We start from the raw sequence: 18,229 nt of genomic DNA, 5'->3' as shown, positions 1-18,229 counted from the left end.
AATGTCTAAAATGTGGTTTAGATGGTCAGTCAGCGTTCGCCATGCCGCGTTTCATACTACGCATGGCTACCCATAGCTACCACTTGCCTATACCTGCATATTCATAACGTCTCGATAGGCCGAGACAAGACGATTACGCACTTGCAGCCCCATTTGGAAAGCAACGCTCGCTTTTTGCATATCTACCATGACGTCGTTTAACTCGACGTTAGGCTCGCCTGCCTGAAATGCCATCGCCTTCGTATTAGCGCTTTGCTGAAGACGATTAATGCGCTGTATGGAAGCCTGAAGCTCGCTACCAAAACCGCCTTGGCCAACAGCGGTAGAGACTTGCTCGCCCTTGATGGGCTGAGCCGCCTGAGTAGCCATAGTCTGCATCTGCTGCAGGGCAGCCTGAATCGGGGGAGAACTCATACGTATGCCTCAGTCGCATGAAAGTAAAATAATACCAGCAGCCTATCACTGGTAGGATAGGACTCATACGAACAAATAGGTACGAAAAGCCAAGCTTTTCGTTCATTTATGGTCGACGCGCGCCGGGATAATGGCGTTCATCATAATTCCGCTTACTACTTTCAGCGGATAACCGCGATTGACGGATATAGCCTATGCCTTCTTTGGTGATGCGCCTGGGCCGTCATCGGTTTTGCCTGCCCTCTAGGAGGGATGCATGAGCGAAACTGGTGCTACGGCAGGCCGTCAAAACAGTACGACACAAAATGCCGCACATAGTGGTACGGCAGAGAACCAGACTAAAAACACGCCCGCGGTTGAGCGCATGCTGAAGCAGCTGCGCAGTAACCCGCTGGTCGTGTTATTGGTCGCCGCTGCTGCGTCTATTGCTATTATTGCAGCCCTGTTCATGTGGGCCAGCAGCCCTGAATACCGCGTGCTCTACAGTAATCTCAGTGAAGCCGACGGCGGGCGGATCATTGCCGAACTTGATAGCCGAGGCATTCCTTATCAATTCAGCGAGGGCGGCCAAGCACTTTTAGTACAAGGCGAACAAGTCCACACACTTAGACTTCAGCTTGCTGAGCAAGGTCTGCCTCGTGGCGGCAATATTGGCCTTGAGCTGATGGATAACCAGGCCTTCGGTATTAGTCAGTTTGCTGAACAGGTCAACTTTCAACGCGGCTTAGAGGGCGAGTTAGCGCGCTCCATTGAATCACTTGGCCCCGTGGAAGACGTTCGCGTTCATCTCTCCATGGCCAAGCCGTCGGTCTTCATTCGCGATAGAGAGCCTGCCAAAGCATCCATTGTACTGACACTCTCACCCGGCCGTGTGTTAGGTGAAGGGCAAGTCAGCGCCATTGTGCACATGGTCTCCAGCAGCGTTCCCGAGCTAGCCACTGAAAACGTTACCGTTGTCGACCAAAACGGACGTTTACTGACCGCTAACTCCGCCCAGGGCAGCGACCTTGATGGCACACAGCTTGCCTATATCACAGAAGTAGAGCGCTCCTACCAGCGCCGTATCGAAAATATTCTTTCGCCTATTCTCGGCAGTGACAACGTGCGTGCCCAGGTAGCAGCACAGATCGATTTTTCACGCCGTGAAGAGACGTCAGAGCGCTATGGCCCTAACCAAGCGCCCAATGAGTCAGCCGTGCGCAGCCGCCAATTAAGTCTTTCTTATGACGGAGAAGATCCGTTAGCCACGGGCATACCCGGCGCACTTAGCAATACGCCGCCCGGGGTAGCACCTGCACCCATTAATCAACCAGACGCTGAAGAAGGTGATGAAGGTGAAGAAGACTTACCAGACAACGCGCTGCGCAACCTACGCCAAGACGATGTCGTTAACTACGAAGTAGATCGTAGCATCGAGCATATCCAGCACCGGCTAGGGCAGGTTCAGCGCCTCTCCGCGGCAGTTGTCGTAAATTTCCGTAGCGTTGTTAATGAAGAAGGCGAAGTAGAGCAAGTCGCTTTAAGCCCTGAAGAAGTGGCTCAGCTTGAGCGCCTTGTTCAACAGGCGATGGGCTTCTCGTTGGCACGGGGCGACCAAGTTGAGGTCGTCAACACGCCCTTTGCCAGTACTGATGAGGCGACAGAGGAAACTGAATGGTGGCAGCGGCCAGAGATGCTCTCGCTGGCATCCACGCTGGGGCGCTACCTACTTGTCGCTATTGCTGCGCTTCTGCTTTACCTGCTGATACTTCGTCCGCTGATCAAACGCTATACGCAGACACCGGTCATGGCCCCCGCTATGCCTGGCACTGGCAGCACCTTTAGCGCCAGCGTCGGCGATGAAAATGATGATCAAGAGGAAGAAGCGTCTTCAGAGGAAGATGACACCTACAGTAATAAGCCAAAACGTCGCCGTAAAACGTCGCTGTACGAGCACAATCTTAACGACCTGCGGGAAATGGCCCAGGAAGATCCCCGTATGGTCGCGATGATTATTCGCAGCTGGATGAATTCCCATGAGTAGCTCTATTGCCGAAATGAGCGGATCGCGTAAAAGCGCCATCCTCTTGCTTGCCCTTGATGAAGATAGCGCCGCCGAAGTGTTTAAGTTTCTAAGCGCTGGCGAAGTGCAAGAGATCAGTATGGAAATGGCGCGCTTACAACAAGTCTCCCACGAAGATATGAAGGCGGTCTTGGAAGCGTTCCATCGTGAGACGGAAGAGTTTGTGGCGCTCAACCTCAACTCTAGCGAGCATATTCGCTCCGTGCTTACCAAGGCCCTTGGCAGTGAGCGCGCCACTAGCCTCATTGAGGACATCCTTGAGACGACGGGAGGCAACTCAGGTATTGATGCGCTGAACCTGATGGAAGCCTCCATGGTGTCCGAGCTTATTCGCGATGAGCATCCGCAGATTATTGCCACCATTTTGGTGCATTTGGATCGCCATCAGGCCGCCGATATTCTCGAACTGTTTGAGGAGAAGCTCCGCAACGATGTGGTGCTACGGATCGCCACCTTCAGTGGTGTACAGCCAGCGGCACTGCAGGAGCTAACCGAGGTACTCACCAGCATGCTGGATGGTCAAAACCTCAAGCGCAGCAAAATGGGCGGCGTAAGAACAGCGGCCGAAATCTTGAACCTGATGAACTCTTCTCAGGAAGAAGTCGCTATCGAAACCGTGCGTTCGCACAGCGAAGACCTGGCACAGAAAATTATCGACGAAATGTTCCTGTTCGAGAACCTACTCGACCTGGACAACCGTGCCATCCAGATGGTGCTTCAAGAGGTCGAAACCAACTCCCTGGTGGTGGCCCTCAAAGGCGCTCAAGATGCGCTGGTCGACAAGTTCCTGCGCAATATGTCCCAGCGGGCAGCGGATTTAGTACGCGAAGATATGGAAGCGCGCGGCCCCATCCGCGTATCCCAGGTGGAGACCGAGCAAAAAGCTATTCTACAAGTGGTGCGCCGCTTAGCGGACTCTGGCGAGATCGTCTTGTCGGGTGGAGATGATGAGTATGTCTAATACTCACGCACCCGAATTTGATCGCCATGGTGCCTGGCGGCGATGGCAGATGGATGAGCTAACACAGCGCAACGCCCATTCCCAAGAGGGCGTCGCTGCCGCTCCCTCTGCACAGCAGCGCAAAGTAGAGGCCGCGAAGCGCGCAGCAGAACAAGCGCGCCAGCGTGAAGAGCAAGAGCGCCAGGCCCTCTATGAGAGTATTCGTCAACAAGCGGAAGAAGATGGCTATCAGGCGGGGTTAGCGCGAGGACACCAAGAGGGGCTAGAAAAAGGCCTTCAAGAAGGTCATGCACAGGCCGAGGAAGCACTGAAACAGCAAGTTCATCAAACTGTCACCCCGCTTCAGGCACTCGCTAAACAGTTTTCAGATGCCCTTGAACGCATTGACGAAACCATCGCCCATGACCTTACCGAACTGGCGCTTGCCACTGGAAAACAGCTGGCAGGTAATGCCCTTCAAGAAAAACCTGAACAGATTCTAGCTATTGTGCGCGAGCTCCTGCACACCGAGCCACCGCTGGTTGGGCAGCAGCGCTTATGGTTAAACCCGGACGATCATGCATTGGTAAAAGAGCACCTGGGCAGCGAACTAAGCGCCGCTAACTGGCAGCTCCAACCTGATGACCAGCTCGCGCGTGGCGGCTGCCGTGTTACAAGCGCCCAAGGTGAGCTTGATGCCACGTTTGAAAGCCGTTGGCAGGCTGCACACGCCCAACTTCGCAAGCGCCATCACGGCAGCGACACTTCGACCTCTTCGTAGGTACTACTATGAGCGATGCCACTTGCCCACACCACCACCGCTGGCGTAAAGCGCTGAACCGCACCACGCAGCGCGTTGGCCAGTTGCCCCGCTACCGCACGAGCGGCAGGGTAATTCGCGCCACAGGGATGGTGATCGAGGTAGTGGGCCTCCGCGTCGCGGTAGGCAGTGCATGTCGAATTGAGTTACCCGGCTCCGATGGAAGGCTTAACGACAGCGAAAAGCACGCAGAAGCGGAAGTGGTTGGCTTCTCAAACGATAAGCTGTTTCTGATGCCTCTCGAAGAGATCACCGGCTTGATGCCTGGGGCAAGGGTGACCCCCCTTAGCGATGGCAGCGGGCACAGCGCACGGCGCTTCCCGATTGGCGACGAGCTTTTAGGGCGCGTGCTAGATGGCAACGGCAATCCGTTAGATGACCGAGAAAGCATTGACGATGCACCCCGTGCCACGCTTCAAGCGACCCTATTGAACCCTCTCTCCCGCGCACCTATCGACGCACAGATCGATGTGGGCATCCGCGCCATTAATGCGCTGCTAAGCGTTGGCCGCGGCCAGCGGATGGGGCTATTTGCAGGCTCTGGGGTAGGTAAGTCTGTGCTGCTTGGCATGATGGCGCGCTACACCCAGGCGGATGTCATTGTGGTCGGGCTCATCGGCGAGCGGGGCCGGGAAGTACAAGATTTTATAGATAATATTTTAGGCCCAGAGGGCCGCAGGCGTGCCGTTGTCGTTGCTGCTCCTGCTGATACATCGCCGCTGCAGCGCCTCCAAGGAGCAGCCTACGCAACACGGCTAGCGGAAGGATTCCGTGATGCGGGCCGCAATGTGCTCCTCATCATGGATTCATTAACACGCTATGCCATGGCACAACGCGAGATTGCCCTGGCGATCGGCGAGCCGCCCGCTACCAAGGGTTATCCACCCTCGGTATTTGCCAAACTGCCCGGCCTAGTGGAACGGGCAGGCAATGCCGAACGCGGCGGCGGCTCCATTACCGCTTTTTATACCGTGCTGACCGAAGGTGATGACCAACAGGACCCTATTGCTGATTCAGCAAGGGCGATTCTGGATGGCCATATTGTGCTCTCACGCGGGCTTGCTGAGGCTGGCCACTACCCTGCCATTGATATTGAGGCTTCTATTAGCCGCGCCATGACTGCCATTGCGACGCCGGAGCAGCTACAGGAAGCACGTACGTTTAAGCAGCTTTTTTCACGCTATCAGCGTAACCGTGACTTGATTAGCGTAGGCGCTTACAGCCCAGGCCACGACCCAAAACTAGACGAAGCGGTGAACCGATTTCCAGCTCTGGAACGCTTTCTGCAGCAAAATATTGATGAATGCGCAACGCTTGAAGCGTCACGCCAAGCGCTGCATGCCACCGTGGGAGGCTAACCATGAGTCATTCGCAGCTCGATATATTAACCGGCTTAGCCCGAGATGCCAGAGACCAAGCGGGAAAACTACTGGCAGAAGAGCGTCAAACACAGCAACAGACACAGGCTCAGCTGGAGTCACTTAGTCGCTACCGCACCGAATATGCCACGCGTTTACAACAAGCTATGCGCGATGGCATTGACCCAGCCACCATGTACAATTACCAACAGTTTCTGGCCTCGCTAGACACCGCCCTTAGCCGTGCGAGGCAAGCGCTGGCTGCGCAACAAAAACGTGTTCAAGAAAGCCAACAACATTGGCAGCAAGAGCAGCGTAAGCTCTCCTCCTACGATACACTGGCTTCGCGCCGGTTATTAGAAGAGCATCGCCGCCAAGAGCGCCACGAGCAAAAAGCTAGCGATGATTTTGTCACTGGCCGTCTGGCTCGCCAACTAACTGATAAAACGCACTAACGTCGCGCCGGGGAACTCTACTTATGAATATTCAGCTGCTGCTTTCAGCGAATCAGGGTCAAAGCGCTCTGTCGTCCGCCCCGGCACAGATGCTGGGCGCAAAAGGGGCGCCGCAAGCCCTTTTTCACCAGGCATTAACGCAAGCAAGCGGCGCTCAGCCGCAGCGGTTAACCAGCACGACAGCTGACGCTACCGCGCCTGAGCCGCTAACTCGTTTTGCCGAGCTGTTAGCGTCGTTAGACATCGAACTAAACGAGGAGGCATTAGCGGACCTACTAGCTCAGCTGAAGGCCGCTGGCACAGACACTTTTCCTACAATCGCTCTAGAAGGTGCACTGGGTGAAGGTGAAACACCTGCGCTCACGCCACTGGATGAGATTGCAGCACGCTTATCACTAGTCGACGCCTTCTCGGGCACTGCGGCAACCACTTCTGGGCTCGAAACAGCTCCCCAAGTGCAGGATATTGCCCAACAGCTCGCTATTAGTGAACGTCAAGCCACCGAGCTGTTAGCCACCTTTAACGCTCTTCGCGCTGCTGCTCCAGAGGGCACAGCCCTTGTGGATATCCACCGCCAAGTTGCGAGCCTACTGCCCAGCGCTGTCATGACGGAAAATAACCCGTCATTATCCCGAGCATTGCCTGTCAATGGTTCACAGCCATCTATAAATTTAACGTCTGATTTTGACAGCCAGCAACTTGCTGCCTTTTCACGCAGCGCCATGGCCCCCCCTGTCGATGTAAATGCTAGCCCGCTGCGTGTTGGCAGTGAAATGTCGAGCATTGCATTAGCGGAGCTTGCACAAGGCGCTAGTCGAGGTGGCGAGCCGTCCTTTTTCTCTCCGTCCGGCACCCTGACGCCAGCAGCGGGGGGATTAATGTCCTCAGCCTCAATCGCGACGCCGGTTAGTAGCCCCGCATGGCCTTCTCAGCTTGGTCAGCAGCTTATACAGTTTGCCCAGCGGGGTGGTGAGCATGAGGTTAAGATGCAGCTTCATCCCGCAGAGCTAGGGCCACTCTCTATTTCCCTTAAAGTGAGCGAAAACGGAACACAGGCGCACTTTTTATCGGCTCACGCCCAAGTCCGCCAAGTGCTTGAGCAGGCGATACCTCAGCTGCGTGAAGCCCTCGCTGAACAAGGGATCTCACTGGGTGAAACATCGGTAGGGGAGCACAACAATCCAAATGAACAGGCCTTTGCACAACAGGGTACGGGTACCTCCAGCAGTGTAGATGGCAGCGGTAGCCTAGAAGAGGGCGATGGCGTGCTCATGCCCTCAGAGAAGAGTAACCCTTTAGTTCTTGATGGACGTGTCGATCTATATGCTTAAGCCATCACCGAGTGGCTCGTATGAAAATACTGGCATCAAGACGATTAGATAGCTAAACCAAAAGATAGACTCCCCAAAGGAGTCTGTTCATTTCATCATCAGCATCTGCGTTAGGCATAATGCTTGGCTAGCGTCATGCGTCAAGATCATGGGAACAGTAAATGGCAGAAACAAGCAGCGGATCCAAAAAACTGCTCTGGATAATGATTATTCTAGTAGTGTTGTCGTCTGCGGGCGCAGCGGCAGCGATATATATGGTGTTAGACCAGCGAGGAGGCACAGAAGGCGGCGAAATACAGCAGGTAGTAGAGCGCGAAACACCTGTCTTTACCCGCATCGAGCCCTTTACTGTCAATCTCGCAGACGACCGCTACGGCTCACGCCTTCTGTACACGGGCATTACGCTTCTTGTCGGCAACGAGCAAAGCAAGACCATTATTGAGGAGCACATGCCACAAGTGCGTAGCCGTTTGCTAATTTTGTTGTCGGGTAAACAGGCGAGTGAGCTGACCTCTACTGAAGGAAAAGAGGAGCTGGCGCAGGCGATTATTGGTCGGCTTAACGTACCTTTGACAGAAAATCAGCCGCCTCTCGATTTGCGAGAAGTGCTCTTCACTGAATTCATTGTGCAATAACCTCGGGAACTGGAGCCGTTCATGTCACAGGACGATCTACTGTCCCAGGAAGAAATTGATGCCCTTCTTAAGGGCGTCAGCGGAGATGACGAGCCATCGGCTTCGACCTCCCACTCTGAGAATGAAGCGCGTATTCGCCCCTATGACCCGGCCACACAGCACCGGGTCATCCGTGAGCGCCTGCACGCGCTTGATTTTATTAACGAGCGCTTTGCACGCTACTTCCGTAACAGCTTATTTAACTTGATTCGCCGTAGCGCCGATATCACCGTTGAATCCGTGCGCTATCAAAGCTTCAGTGATTTTTCGCGTAATGTGCCGGTGCCCACCAACTTGAACTTGGTGTCCATGAAGCCGCTGCGCGGATCCGCACTGGTGGTCTTTCCCCCTAATCTTGTCTTTATGGTGGTGGATAACCTGTTTGGCGGAGACGGACGCTTTGTCACAAAATCTGATGGGCGCGAATTTACCAATACAGAACAGCGCATTATTCAACGGCTTCTGAACCTTGCGCTTGAAGCCTATCAAGAAGCGTGGAAAGTGGTTTACCCTATCGAGGCGCATTTTTTACGCTCTGAAGTGCAGTCAAAGTTTGCCAATATCACTAACTCGCCTAATGAGATTGTGGTCAACACCAAGTTCAATATCGAGGTTGGCAACCTGTCCAGCAACTTCCAGGTATGCATGCCCTACGCGATGATTGAGCCGCTTCGTGACTTGCTGGTCAATCCTATTAACGACAGTAACCATGACCACGACGGTACATGGTCGCGGCGTATGGCTAGCGAACTACGCCACTCTGAAGTCGAGTTAGTGGCAGAATTTGCTCAGATCCCTAGCCGTATTGCCCATGTGATGGGGCTGAAAAAAGGTGACGTGCTGCCCATGGATATTCCACAAACCATCACTGCGCGCGTGGACGGTGTACCGGTCATGGAGTGTGAGTACGGCAGCCAGCTTCAACAGCGCGCGTTACGTGTCCTGCGTATGATCGACCATGCCGCATTGAATAACGTGTCGTCCAAGGACTTTATTAAAGGTTCAACGCGACAGAAAGCCAAGGAACCCAAAGCATGACTGATCCTAACAAACCCGATCAAAAAATCTCTACTGACGATTGGGCGGACGCCATGTCTGAGCAAGAAGAACCTACTGCCAACGCCGATAATGCCGGTGAGGACGATCTCTGGTCCGCCGCAATGGCGGAGCAAGAAGAGGCCAGCGCTACCAGCAATGACGAGGATCCTTGGGCAGCTGCCATGGCAGAGCAAGAGGCAGCAGAGCAAACAGAGGCTGCCGCTGAGTCCGAGCCAGAAGCGCCGGTAGCCAAATCAGCGAGTGACGAGGTGTTTCGCCCGCTTGGCCCTGAAAGTGGCAATGCCCAGTCGCGTGATCTTGAAATGATCATGGATATTCCGGTTAAGCTTACCGTCGAGCTAGGTCGCACCAAGCTTACTATTAAGCAACTGCTTGAGCTTGCCCAAGGGTCGGTGATTGAACTTGAAGGATTAGCTGGCGAACCGATGGATATCTTGATCAATGGCTACTTGATTGCTCAGGGCGAGGTGGTGGTCGTCGAAGATAAGTATGGCATTCGTATTACAGAGATCATTACTCCATCTGAGCGTATCCACAAACTAAATCGATGAGCGTCGCTACCTCTACCACACAAAACACGCCCATTGACGCCCTAAGCGGCAGCGGTGATGCCTTAATCGGGATGGCAATGCTCGGCAAAACAGCCGCCGCGCTTGCGCTTGTTATAGCAATTATTCTGCTATGCACCGCATTATTGAAACGTTGGCAAACTGTGCGTCACCATCAAGGTGCCCGCTTACGCATTGTGGACAGCACTGCGGTGGGCAGCCGCGAGCGCGTTGTTGTGGTCGAGATCGAAGACACATGGTTAGTCTTAGGAGTTAGCGGCGGACGTATTACTAAGTTACAGGAGCGTGATGCCCCTACTGATCGCCCAGCCGCCACCTCACAAGCACCTCAGAGTCGCTTTTCAAACCGCTTAGCTCAAGCGCTAGCAGGCCATCGTGGTAAACGGAGCAGTGAAGCTCCCCCCTCTTCTGACCCGAACAGAACATGAGATATGCAATGCACCTCTCCTGGCCTTACCGGCATCGCTGGTGGCTGTTAAGCGTTATTGTTGCTGGCTGTTTAACAGTCGCTTTCCCTACTCAGGCGCAACAGTTACCAGGACTCGTATCACAGCCGCTTGAAGATGGTGGCCAGCAATGGTCGCTTTCACTACAAACGCTGCTTTTTTTAAGCTCACTGGCGTTTTTGCCGGCGATGCTGCTCATGATGACCAGCTTTACGCGCATCATCATTGTGCTTAGTTTGCTGCGAACCGCAATGGGTACACAGGCCACACCGCCCAACCAAGTGCTATTAGGCATTGCCCTGTTTCTAACGTTTTTTATTATGTCTCCTGTTTTGGCCCAGGTATATGACAATGCCTGGGTGCCGCTCACAGAAGAGACCATCAATTTCGAAGAGTTCTTGCTACTTGCCCAAGACCCCTTCCGCGAATTCATGCTCGCGCAAACCCGTGAGCCTGATCTTGCGCTTTTTGTTCGACTGGCCGATGTTGGCCCCATGCAAGGCCCTGAAGAGTTACCGATGCGTGTGTTGCTGCCTGCCTTTGTGACTAGCGAGCTAAAGACTGCCTTTCAAATTGGCTTTACGATTTTTATTCCGTTTCTGATTATTGACTTGGTAGTGGCCAGTACCTTGATGGCACTAGGTATGATGATGGTGCCCCCTATTACGATTTCACTACCTTTCAAGTTGATGCTGTTTATCCTGGTAGACGGTTGGCAGCTAATTATTGGTTCATTAGCTGAAAGCTTTTACATGATTTAACTGTCGCAGCGGGCGACAAGGAGCAGACCATGACCCCGGAAATGGTAATGAGCATTGCTTACCAGGGCATGCGCGTGACCCTTTTTCTTGCAGGCCCGTTGCTATTGGCTGCCCTCTTTACGGGTCTATTGGTCAGCTTATTTCAGGCTGCCACGCAAATAAATGAAATGACGCTGACATTTATTCCCAAAATATTAGCCGTATTTGCTGTGCTCGTTCTTGCTGGACCTTGGTTGCTCGGGTTAATTACCGATTTTACCCACCGCTTATTCACCAATATTCCTAATATGGTGATGTAACCAATGGTTGAGGTCACATTTGCCCAGCTGCACGGTTGGTTAGTGGCTTTTTTTTGGCCGTTCGCGCGAATTACTGCCTTTATGGCGGCATCCCCCCTGTGGGGACACTCCAGTATTCCCAATCAAGCTAAGGTAGGCATCGCCGCGCTTGTTGCGGTAGTCATCGCTCCTGTTCTGCCCACAATGCCCAGTGTGCCCATTATGTCTTGGGCGGGGGTAGGCATTATGGTCGAGCAAATATTGATTGGCCTGGCCATCGGCCTAGTGATGCACATCATTTTTGCGGTTGTACAGGCAGCAGGGGAGTTTATCGGTTTGCAAATGGGTTTGGCGTTTGCGAGCTTTTTTGACCTCTCCAGCGGCACTAACATCATGGTGCTATCGCGTATTCTTTATATGATTACGCTGCTGATGTTTCTTGCGTTCAACGGCCACTTAATGGTGCTAGAAACGCTGGTTATGAGCTTTCAAACGCTACCGGTAGGTATTGGCACGCTGAACCCCAATGCCTTTGAACTGTTGGCACGCTACGCGGGGACTATTTTTGCGTCTGGCATGCTGCTTGCCTTGCCGCTCGTCAGTTCATTATTAATTATTAGCCTCTCGCTCGGCATCCTTAACCGCTCTGCTCCGCAGCTCACCGTCTTCAATATCGGCTTCCCCGCTTCCTTGACCGTTGGGCTAATCTTATTAATGGTGCTAATGACCGATATTGGTCGCTTCTTGCAGCGGCTATTTAGCCAAGGGCTAACCTTCATGCAGAGCTTGATCGAAACCATGGCGCCATTAAGCTAAAAACCCCCTGCGCCAATGGCACAGGGGGTTTTTGTCTGCACTCGCTTGGCTTAACGCATAAAGTCAAACAGTGACATACCTTTTACATCGACAAAGGCTTTTTGAGCAGCCTGCAGGCCAATTTGGCGCAGGCTGTACTCGGAAATCGCCGAGGCGTAATCGAGATCAACCAAGTCCGACAGCGTCTGCTCGTAGTTCAACATCCGATTGCCGCCGACGGCGTCAATCACATCCAGCTCGTTCAGGCGCGCACCTGCTGAGGCACGGACAGTCAGCACGTTGTCTAGCGAATTGTCCAAATTACGCATGGCAGTGTTCAGCGTATTACGAAAATCGGCCTTGACACGATCATCTTCAATGGGCGTTTCGAGTACGCGGATAGCCTCTTCCATGCTGTTAAACAGGTCGGCGTTATGATCCTTACTGCCGGCCTTCTGCACGGCGATGGTATCCCCGCTGACAGGCTCGCCCTCGAGGGTAATATTCATGCCACCAAAGGAGATAGTCTGACCGTCTTCGCCATTACCAGTGTAAGCCTGATCGGTGATGACATCGTTGCCGGTATCCAAATTTTTAACAGTAAAGGTCGGCACCGGAGGCGTGCTAGTATCTTCGCCAAAAGTGATTTCAAAGTTATCGCCATAGCCCGCCGCGTTGACATCAGCAACACTGGGCCCCTTGAACGTCACATTGCCGCCGTTACCGGTGTTTAGCTCAATATCTACAGGCGGCGTTTTGGCAATATAACCTGCGCCGCTAGGCACGCTTTGGAAAATAGACTTACCGTTTTCCGTAACGGGCATTAATCGCGAGGCATCCACACGCTGTTCACGGGCGTTACTGTCACCCTGATACTGCACATTACCATCGGCATCTTTAGCGAAGGGCGGCGCGTTGTCTGCGTAGCCACCAAACAGATAGCGGCCGTTACCATCGGTGGCATTGGCCTGGCCGATCATCGTTTCATAAACGCCCTTGAGTTCACTGGCAATGGATTCACGGTCCACATCGCTCAGCGTATCGCTGGAGGCTTGTATGAGCAGCGTCTTAGCGCTAGTCACCGCATCGCTAACACTGTTTAGTATGCTTTCGGTTTGCGCAAGTGAGTTACGGGCAGACACCCGCGCGTCCGTATACTGCTGCGTTACTGCTTTGGATTGATCAACTCCCACCGCGCGCGAGGCCGCTTGCGGATCATCCGAGGGATTAACCACTCGCCGGCCGCTGGCAATTTGCTGGCTAACTTTTAAAAAATCACCCTGCTGACGGTTAAGAGACGCGGTGCTCTGCTCGAACATAGTGACGGTGCTAATTCGCATGTCGCGGTACTCCTAAACGTTAGCTGCGCAGGCCAAGAATCGTATCGAAAATGTTAGAAGCCGTATCAATCACACGAGCATTCGCTTGGTAAAACTGCTGAAAGCGAATTAAGTTGGCCGCCTCTTCATCGAGATTAACGCCAGACTCCGACTGCTGCACAGCACGAAGCTGATCGGTCAGCCCCTGGCGCGCATCTAAGTTCACCTGGGTAATATTAGTGCGGTTACCCACATCGCTAACCATCGCGCCATAAGCACCGCTGAGCGATGCCTTGCCCCCCACAATCGATTCAGCTTGAAGGTTTTGTAGCGCTAGGGCGTTGCGGTTATCGCCCGAAGCAGATGTTGCTTGAGAAAGCGTTAAAGATGAGTCACTAATATCGTTAATCGTAAATGTTACGCCATCTATAGTGATGACGTTATCTTCTGTAATCACGAGTGGATCATCATTTTCATCTACAACAACACCTGCGCCATTGACTGAACGTGTCTCACCATCGACCTGAATCGTATCCCCGTTAAAGTTTTCTACAGTAAGTAAGCCGCCATTATCTAAGTTAAATTTTAGTGGCGGTTCTGAGTTAGCGAAGGCATTAGCCCCCGATACCTTTAAGCCACTTATATCCATATCGCTGTTCGAACCAACTGCGATATCAAAGCTACCCGCTGCAATCTTATCCAAGTCGCTGATATTCGCTTCCATGCCTGCACCAGCTCGACGAACGGGCTGAATCTCAAAGCGGTCCCCATTCGCCGGGGTGCCGTCAAATGTCATCGTAACGCCACCAAACTTCAACTCGTTTTCATCAGCCCACGCGTCTTCATCGAAATCAACCACTTGACCATTATCATTGCGTGTTACGACAGGCTCACCAGGGGTACCCTCAAAGCGCACGGTATAGTCGGTAGCCCGTAACTGATCGATGTTCGCCTCATCAAATTCAATAGACGCTACTTCTGCACTATTGTTGGTATTGCTGTACGCTTCGGGTGAGCGAACGGTGAAAAAATTTTCACCCTGCTCACCGTTAAGATCCACGCCCTGCTTATGCTGTTCGTTAAACGCCACCGAAAGTGAAACCGCCATCTGGCCGATTTGGTTCTGCGTTTTATCGAGAGTTTCTGACCGGAAGGACATTAACCCACCTAACGCACCGCCTGAGATTACGTTTTCATTCAGTGCCGATAGATTGCCACCACCGTCCCTGTAACCTACTACGATACGCTGAGGATCATTGGGCGACTCCACAGCCTCTAGTTTGAAAGAGTCCGTCCCTGTGACCAGCGGCTGGCCATTGGGTAAGCTGATGTTATAGGTTTTACCATCTTGAATATTAAGACGGAGATCCATCCGCTCATTCAGTTCAGAGACGAGGTTATCCCGTTGGTTCAGCAAGCTATTAGGCGCTTCGCCAGTGCGCGCACGCGCCAGCGCTATTTCTCGGTTTAAGCCCGCTATCTGCTCTGTGGTGTTATTAACTTGGGTAATTTCGTCTTTAATCTGATTATTGATGTTGCTCTGCATATCCTGCAGATAGCCATCAAACGAGCGGAACTGAGCGCTTAATGTGTTCGCCGTACCCAGTACGCCTTGGCGGGCAGCTGGGTCTGAAGGGGCACTTGCCAAATCTTCTAATGAAGAAAAAAAGTTCTGCATTAATGGCGCAAGACCGGCTTCACGATCCGCCAGCAGGTTGTCGATTTGCGATACCTGATTGTAGTAAGTGCTTAACGCGCTTGACTGGGTTTTTGCGCTGTTGAGCTGGGTGGCCACGTACTGGTTGAACTGGCGCTCAATATCATTGACCTGAACACCACCCGTTGACGCGAAACCTTCGCCCAGTTTAGTAATTTCCCGATTATAGCCAGGCGTATATACGTTACTGATGTTATTACTGGTTGTGTTCAGGGCGCTTTGTGCAGCATTGAGACCGCTTAGTCCTACTGAAAACATGCTCATGATTCACTTCCTTAGGCCGATAATTTCTTATCGGCAACGAGCAGAAAAACTTGAGTGCCTAATGGCGTTAACGCGCATCTGCCAACAGATGACGCCCTGAGTTCAACGGCCCCATGGTGTTCATGATAGCCACTAGCTTGTCCGCATAGAGGGGGTCTGTCGCATAGCCGCCCTGCTGTAGCTCGCGAGCCGCTTGCTCGGCATTAGCTGCTTGCACCACACCGGCATAGCGAGGGTTATTGCCGATCAGGTTTGCATAGTCGGTAAACGCGTGCTCAAACGAGTCATAAACGCGGAAAGTATCCACGACCTGAGTACGTTGGCCATTAATATACTCATGAGTAACCACATCGGTGGTCTTACCCTGCCAGTGGCTGCCTGACTTGATACCAAATAAGTTATGGCTGTTACTGCCTTGGCGGGTCGCAATTTCATGGCGTCCCCAGCCTGTTTCCAGCGCTGCTTGTGCCAAAATCAATTCCGCAGGTACACCACTCGCCTGGCTTGCCGCCTGTGCAGGTGCGGAGAGCTGTGTCAGAAACTGCTGAACATGATCGGGCGCATTAGAGAAAACAGGTACGTCAGCGCCTGGCGCAGCGGTTGCTTTAGTATGTGCTTCGGTACTAACCCCCACCGCACTCTGCCTGATGGCCTCTAGCTCGGACAGGAAGCGACCGCCGGTTTCACTCTGCCCTTGTGGCTGTAAAGCGCCATCCAACACGCGCGGTGTGCCACGGGGAATACCCGCAATCAGCGCCTGTAGCTCCTGATCCGCACTGCTCGCCGTACTACCAACGGCTCCTTGGCGTTGTAGCTGTTCCACCAGCATGTCCGCTAACCCCATCCCTTTAGATGAGACCACCTGCGACCACTGCTGATCCAGCATTTGCTGATAGGTATCCGTTGTCGTGCTGTTGAACAAATCAGAGGATGGCACCGCATCACGCATGCTTTTCATCATCATCTGCACGAACAGGGCTTCAAACTGCTGAGCGGCCCCTTGTACCCCGGCTTCCGGGTCGATTCGCGCATTGTGCTGAAGTCGCTGAAAGCCGTTCATATCAAGCGCAAACTGACTGGACATATCGTTCATGCTCATCAGATAACCTCCAGTTCAGCTCGCAGCGAACCAGAGGCTTTTAGCGCTTCTAAAATCGACATTAAATCTTGAGGGGTCGCCCCCAGCGCGTTCAGTGCGTTCACCACCTCGTTAAGCTGCGCGCCTTCAACAATCTGAAGAAAGGCTTCTTGCTGCTCAATTTCTATATCCGTATCAGGCACAACGACCGTCTCACCTTCGCCAAAGGGTGCTGGCTGGCTAACACCAAACTGCGTGTCAATCATAATGGATAGATTGCCATGAGCAACGGCAGCCTGGCGCAACGTGACCGCGCTATTCATCACCACAGAGCCCGTACGCGCATTAAGCACCACACGTGCCGGCGCATCCATCGGGGTGACGCGTACATTTTCAACGCGTGCCATAAAATTGACCCGGGCATTTTCATCCATAGGGCCGTCCAACGCAATCACACGCCCATTGCGCGCATAGGCAACGGTTTGGCCGAACTCGTTATTAATCGCCGTCACCACACGCTGAGCAGTACCAAAATCAGAATCGTTAAGCTGCAGCTCTAGAACGCCTCCATTGCCGCCTAAATTTAGCGGCACTTCACGCTCTACCAGCGCGCCATTAGGAATACGTCCAGAGGCCTGCTGGTTCACCTGAACACTGCTACCACCCGCTTGGGCACCCGCGCCACCGACCAGCATATTGCCTTGAGCAATGGCGTATGTATCGCCATCAGCCCCTTTCAAGGGCGTCATCAACAGCGTGCCACCGCGAAGGCTACGAGCATTGGCAATAGACGAAACGACTATGTCCAAGCGCTGGCCCGGACGGGAGAACGGTGGTAAGTCAGCCGTCACCATCACCGCAGCCACGTTACGCAGCTGCAGGTTGGTGCCGGGCGGTACAGTGACACCAAGCTGCGACAACATATTGGTCAAACTTTGGCTAGTAAATGGCGCCTGCGTGGTTTGATCGCCCGTGCTATCAAGTCCCACCACCAAACCGTAGCCCACCAGCTGGTTGTCTCGAACGCCTGCAAACCCGGCTAACTCGCGCACCCGCTCTGACGCAGAGACCGAGGTAACCGCACAGAGCAACAGTAGCGTTATTAACCGCAGCCCCCACCGCCTGAATGTCTGTTGATTGCTTTGCTGCATAGCCATTTTAAGCCTCTATTTGTCGGGCCTTGAACGCGCCTAGAATGGCGACACATTGATAAAGAAACGCTGCAACCAGCCCATATGTTGCGCCTCATTGATATAGCCGTCTCCCACATACTCTATGCGGGCATCGGCTACCTGAGTGGAAGGCACGGTATTTTGTGCGGTAATGGTGCGCGGGTTCACCACACCAGAGAAGCGGATAAATTCAGTTCCCTGATTAATCGCGATTTGCTTTTCACCACGCACGCGCAAGTTGCCATTATTCATCACTTCCAAAACAGAGACCGTAATCGTACCGGTAAATGTATTATTCGCTTGAGAGCCACCACCGCCCGCAAAGTCGCTCTCTCCCGACACATCAAAGCCGTACTCCGCCAGAGTGTCTAGCACATCCGGCAGTTGCGCCAATTCAAGACCTGCGCTGCCAGAACGGTTCGCATTCGATTGAGCGTTTTTACTCGCGCTCACCTCTTCGTCCAGCACAATGGTTAAAATATCGCCGATAGCGCGGGGGCGGCGGTCTTCAAACAGTGGCTGATAGCCACGGCGAACTTGATAAATCGAGCCATTGGCGACCGGTGGTGGCCGATCCACAATGGTAATTTGCTCTTGCTCTCCCACCACAGAAGCACGGGGAATTTGTGCGCATCCTGCAATAAGCACAATAAAAAACGCTAAACCAATTAACGTTATCCTGCGAGAAATAGCTTGCAGTTCCAGCATGGTACGCCC

Annotated in this window: 19 protein-coding genes; 13 read left to right on the top strand and 6 right to left on the bottom strand. The window is 53.2% G+C overall.

The features are described 5' to 3' along the window. Positions 1-87: 87 nt before the first annotated feature. Positions 88-414: a flagellar hook-basal body complex protein FliE gene (gene fliE, locus LG301_RS00515; protein WP_263066454.1), complete on the bottom strand. Its 327-nt coding sequence runs from the start codon at positions 412-414 to the stop codon at positions 88-90. A gap of 256 nt (positions 415-670) precedes the next feature. Here fliE and fliF point away from each other — a divergent pair, with 256 nt between their 5' ends. The 13 genes from fliF (at position 671) to fliR (ending at position 11,983) form a co-directional block, all read left to right on the top strand. Beyond that, a complete protein-coding gene (gene fliF, locus LG301_RS00510) occupies positions 671-2,437 on the top strand; it encodes a flagellar basal-body MS-ring/collar protein FliF (RefSeq protein ID WP_404472504.1) in 1,767 nt (588 codons plus the stop codon). After that, complete coding sequence (gene fliG, locus LG301_RS00505) at positions 2,430-3,437, top strand: flagellar motor switch protein FliG (RefSeq protein ID WP_263066456.1); 1,008 nt, start codon at positions 2,430-2,432, stop codon at positions 3,435-3,437. The genes fliF and fliG overlap by 8 nt, the downstream gene beginning before the upstream one ends. Then, a complete protein-coding gene (gene fliH, locus LG301_RS00500; RefSeq protein WP_404472502.1) occupies positions 3,430-4,197 on the top strand; it encodes a flagellar assembly protein FliH in 768 nt (255 codons plus the stop codon). Before fliG ends, fliH begins: the two co-directional genes overlap by 8 nt. Before the next feature lie 8 nt (positions 4,198-4,205). Beyond that, complete coding sequence (gene fliI / locus LG301_RS00495) at positions 4,206-5,594, top strand: flagellar protein export ATPase FliI (protein WP_404472500.1); 1,389 nt, start codon at positions 4,206-4,208, stop codon at positions 5,592-5,594. 2 nt (positions 5,595-5,596) lie between these two features. Beyond that, positions 5,597-6,049, top strand: coding sequence for a flagellar export protein FliJ (gene fliJ / locus LG301_RS00490; RefSeq protein WP_404472498.1), 453 nt, complete (start codon positions 5,597-5,599; stop codon positions 6,047-6,049). 23 nt (positions 6,050-6,072) lie between these two features. Beyond that, on the top strand, positions 6,073-7,380 hold the full coding sequence (locus tag LG301_RS00485; RefSeq protein ID WP_404472496.1) for a flagellar hook-length control protein FliK: 1,308 nt from the start codon (positions 6,073-6,075) through the stop codon (positions 7,378-7,380). 161 nt (positions 7,381-7,541) lie between these two features. Continuing rightward, positions 7,542-8,015 carry a flagellar basal body-associated protein FliL gene (gene fliL, locus LG301_RS00480; RefSeq protein WP_404472495.1) on the top strand — a complete coding sequence of 158 codons (474 nt, stop codon included), beginning with the start codon at positions 7,542-7,544 and terminating at the stop codon, positions 8,013-8,015. Positions 8,016-8,036: 21 nt separating this feature from the next. Next, positions 8,037-9,092: a flagellar motor switch protein FliM gene (fliM, locus tag LG301_RS00475; RefSeq protein ID WP_404472493.1), complete on the top strand. Its 1,056-nt coding sequence runs from the start codon at positions 8,037-8,039 to the stop codon at positions 9,090-9,092. Continuing rightward, positions 9,089-9,664: a flagellar motor switch protein FliN gene (gene fliN / locus LG301_RS00470; protein WP_404472491.1), complete on the top strand. Its 576-nt coding sequence runs from the start codon at positions 9,089-9,091 to the stop codon at positions 9,662-9,664. The genes fliM and fliN overlap by 4 nt, the downstream gene beginning before the upstream one ends. Next, entirely contained in the window at positions 9,661-10,110 is a 450-nt protein-coding gene (gene fliO / locus LG301_RS00465; RefSeq protein WP_404472489.1) for a flagellar biosynthetic protein FliO, read from the top strand. The genes fliN and fliO overlap by 4 nt, the downstream gene beginning before the upstream one ends. An 8-nt stretch (positions 10,111-10,118) precedes the next feature. After that, a complete protein-coding gene (gene fliP / locus LG301_RS00460) occupies positions 10,119-10,889 on the top strand; it encodes a flagellar type III secretion system pore protein FliP (RefSeq protein WP_404472487.1) in 771 nt (256 codons plus the stop codon). 29 nt (positions 10,890-10,918) lie between these two features. After that, positions 10,919-11,188, top strand: a complete 270-nt coding sequence (gene fliQ, locus LG301_RS00455; protein ID WP_404472486.1) for a flagellar biosynthesis protein FliQ — start codon at positions 10,919-10,921, stop codon at positions 11,186-11,188. Between the two features lie 3 nt (positions 11,189-11,191). Beyond that, entirely contained in the window at positions 11,192-11,983 is a 792-nt protein-coding gene (fliR, locus tag LG301_RS00450) for a flagellar biosynthetic protein FliR (protein WP_404472484.1), read from the top strand. Positions 11,984-12,033: 50 nt separating this feature from the next. On the opposite strand, the gene flgL is transcribed toward fliR, so the two are convergent. From flgL to LG301_RS00425, 5 genes are all read right to left on the bottom strand, one after another. After that, entirely contained in the window at positions 12,034-13,302 is a 1,269-nt protein-coding gene (gene flgL / locus LG301_RS00445) for a flagellar hook-associated protein FlgL (RefSeq protein ID WP_404472483.1), read from the bottom strand. Between the two features lie 19 nt (positions 13,303-13,321). Next, a complete protein-coding gene (flgK, locus tag LG301_RS00440) occupies positions 13,322-15,262 on the bottom strand; it encodes a flagellar hook-associated protein FlgK (RefSeq protein WP_404472481.1) in 1,941 nt (646 codons plus the stop codon). 67 nt (positions 15,263-15,329) lie between these two features. After that, positions 15,330-16,361: a flagellar assembly peptidoglycan hydrolase FlgJ gene (flgJ, locus tag LG301_RS00435; protein WP_404472479.1), complete on the bottom strand. Its 1,032-nt coding sequence runs from the start codon at positions 16,359-16,361 to the stop codon at positions 15,330-15,332. Continuing rightward, positions 16,361-17,497, bottom strand: a complete 1,137-nt coding sequence (locus LG301_RS00430; protein WP_404472477.1) for a flagellar basal body P-ring protein FlgI — start codon at positions 17,495-17,497, stop codon at positions 16,361-16,363. Before LG301_RS00430 ends, flgJ begins: the two co-directional genes overlap by 1 nt. A gap of 33 nt (positions 17,498-17,530) precedes the next feature. After that, complete coding sequence (locus tag LG301_RS00425) at positions 17,531-18,220, bottom strand: flagellar basal body L-ring protein FlgH (protein ID WP_404472475.1); 690 nt, start codon at positions 18,218-18,220, stop codon at positions 17,531-17,533. Between the last annotated feature and the right edge of the window lie 9 nt (positions 18,221-18,229).

The sequence above is a fragment of the Vreelandella venusta genome, assembly GCF_044809155.1.
Classification (GTDB): Bacteria; Pseudomonadota; Gammaproteobacteria; order Pseudomonadales; family Halomonadaceae; genus Vreelandella; species Vreelandella venusta_B.
This window is presented reverse-complemented; position numbering and strand designations above follow the sequence as displayed.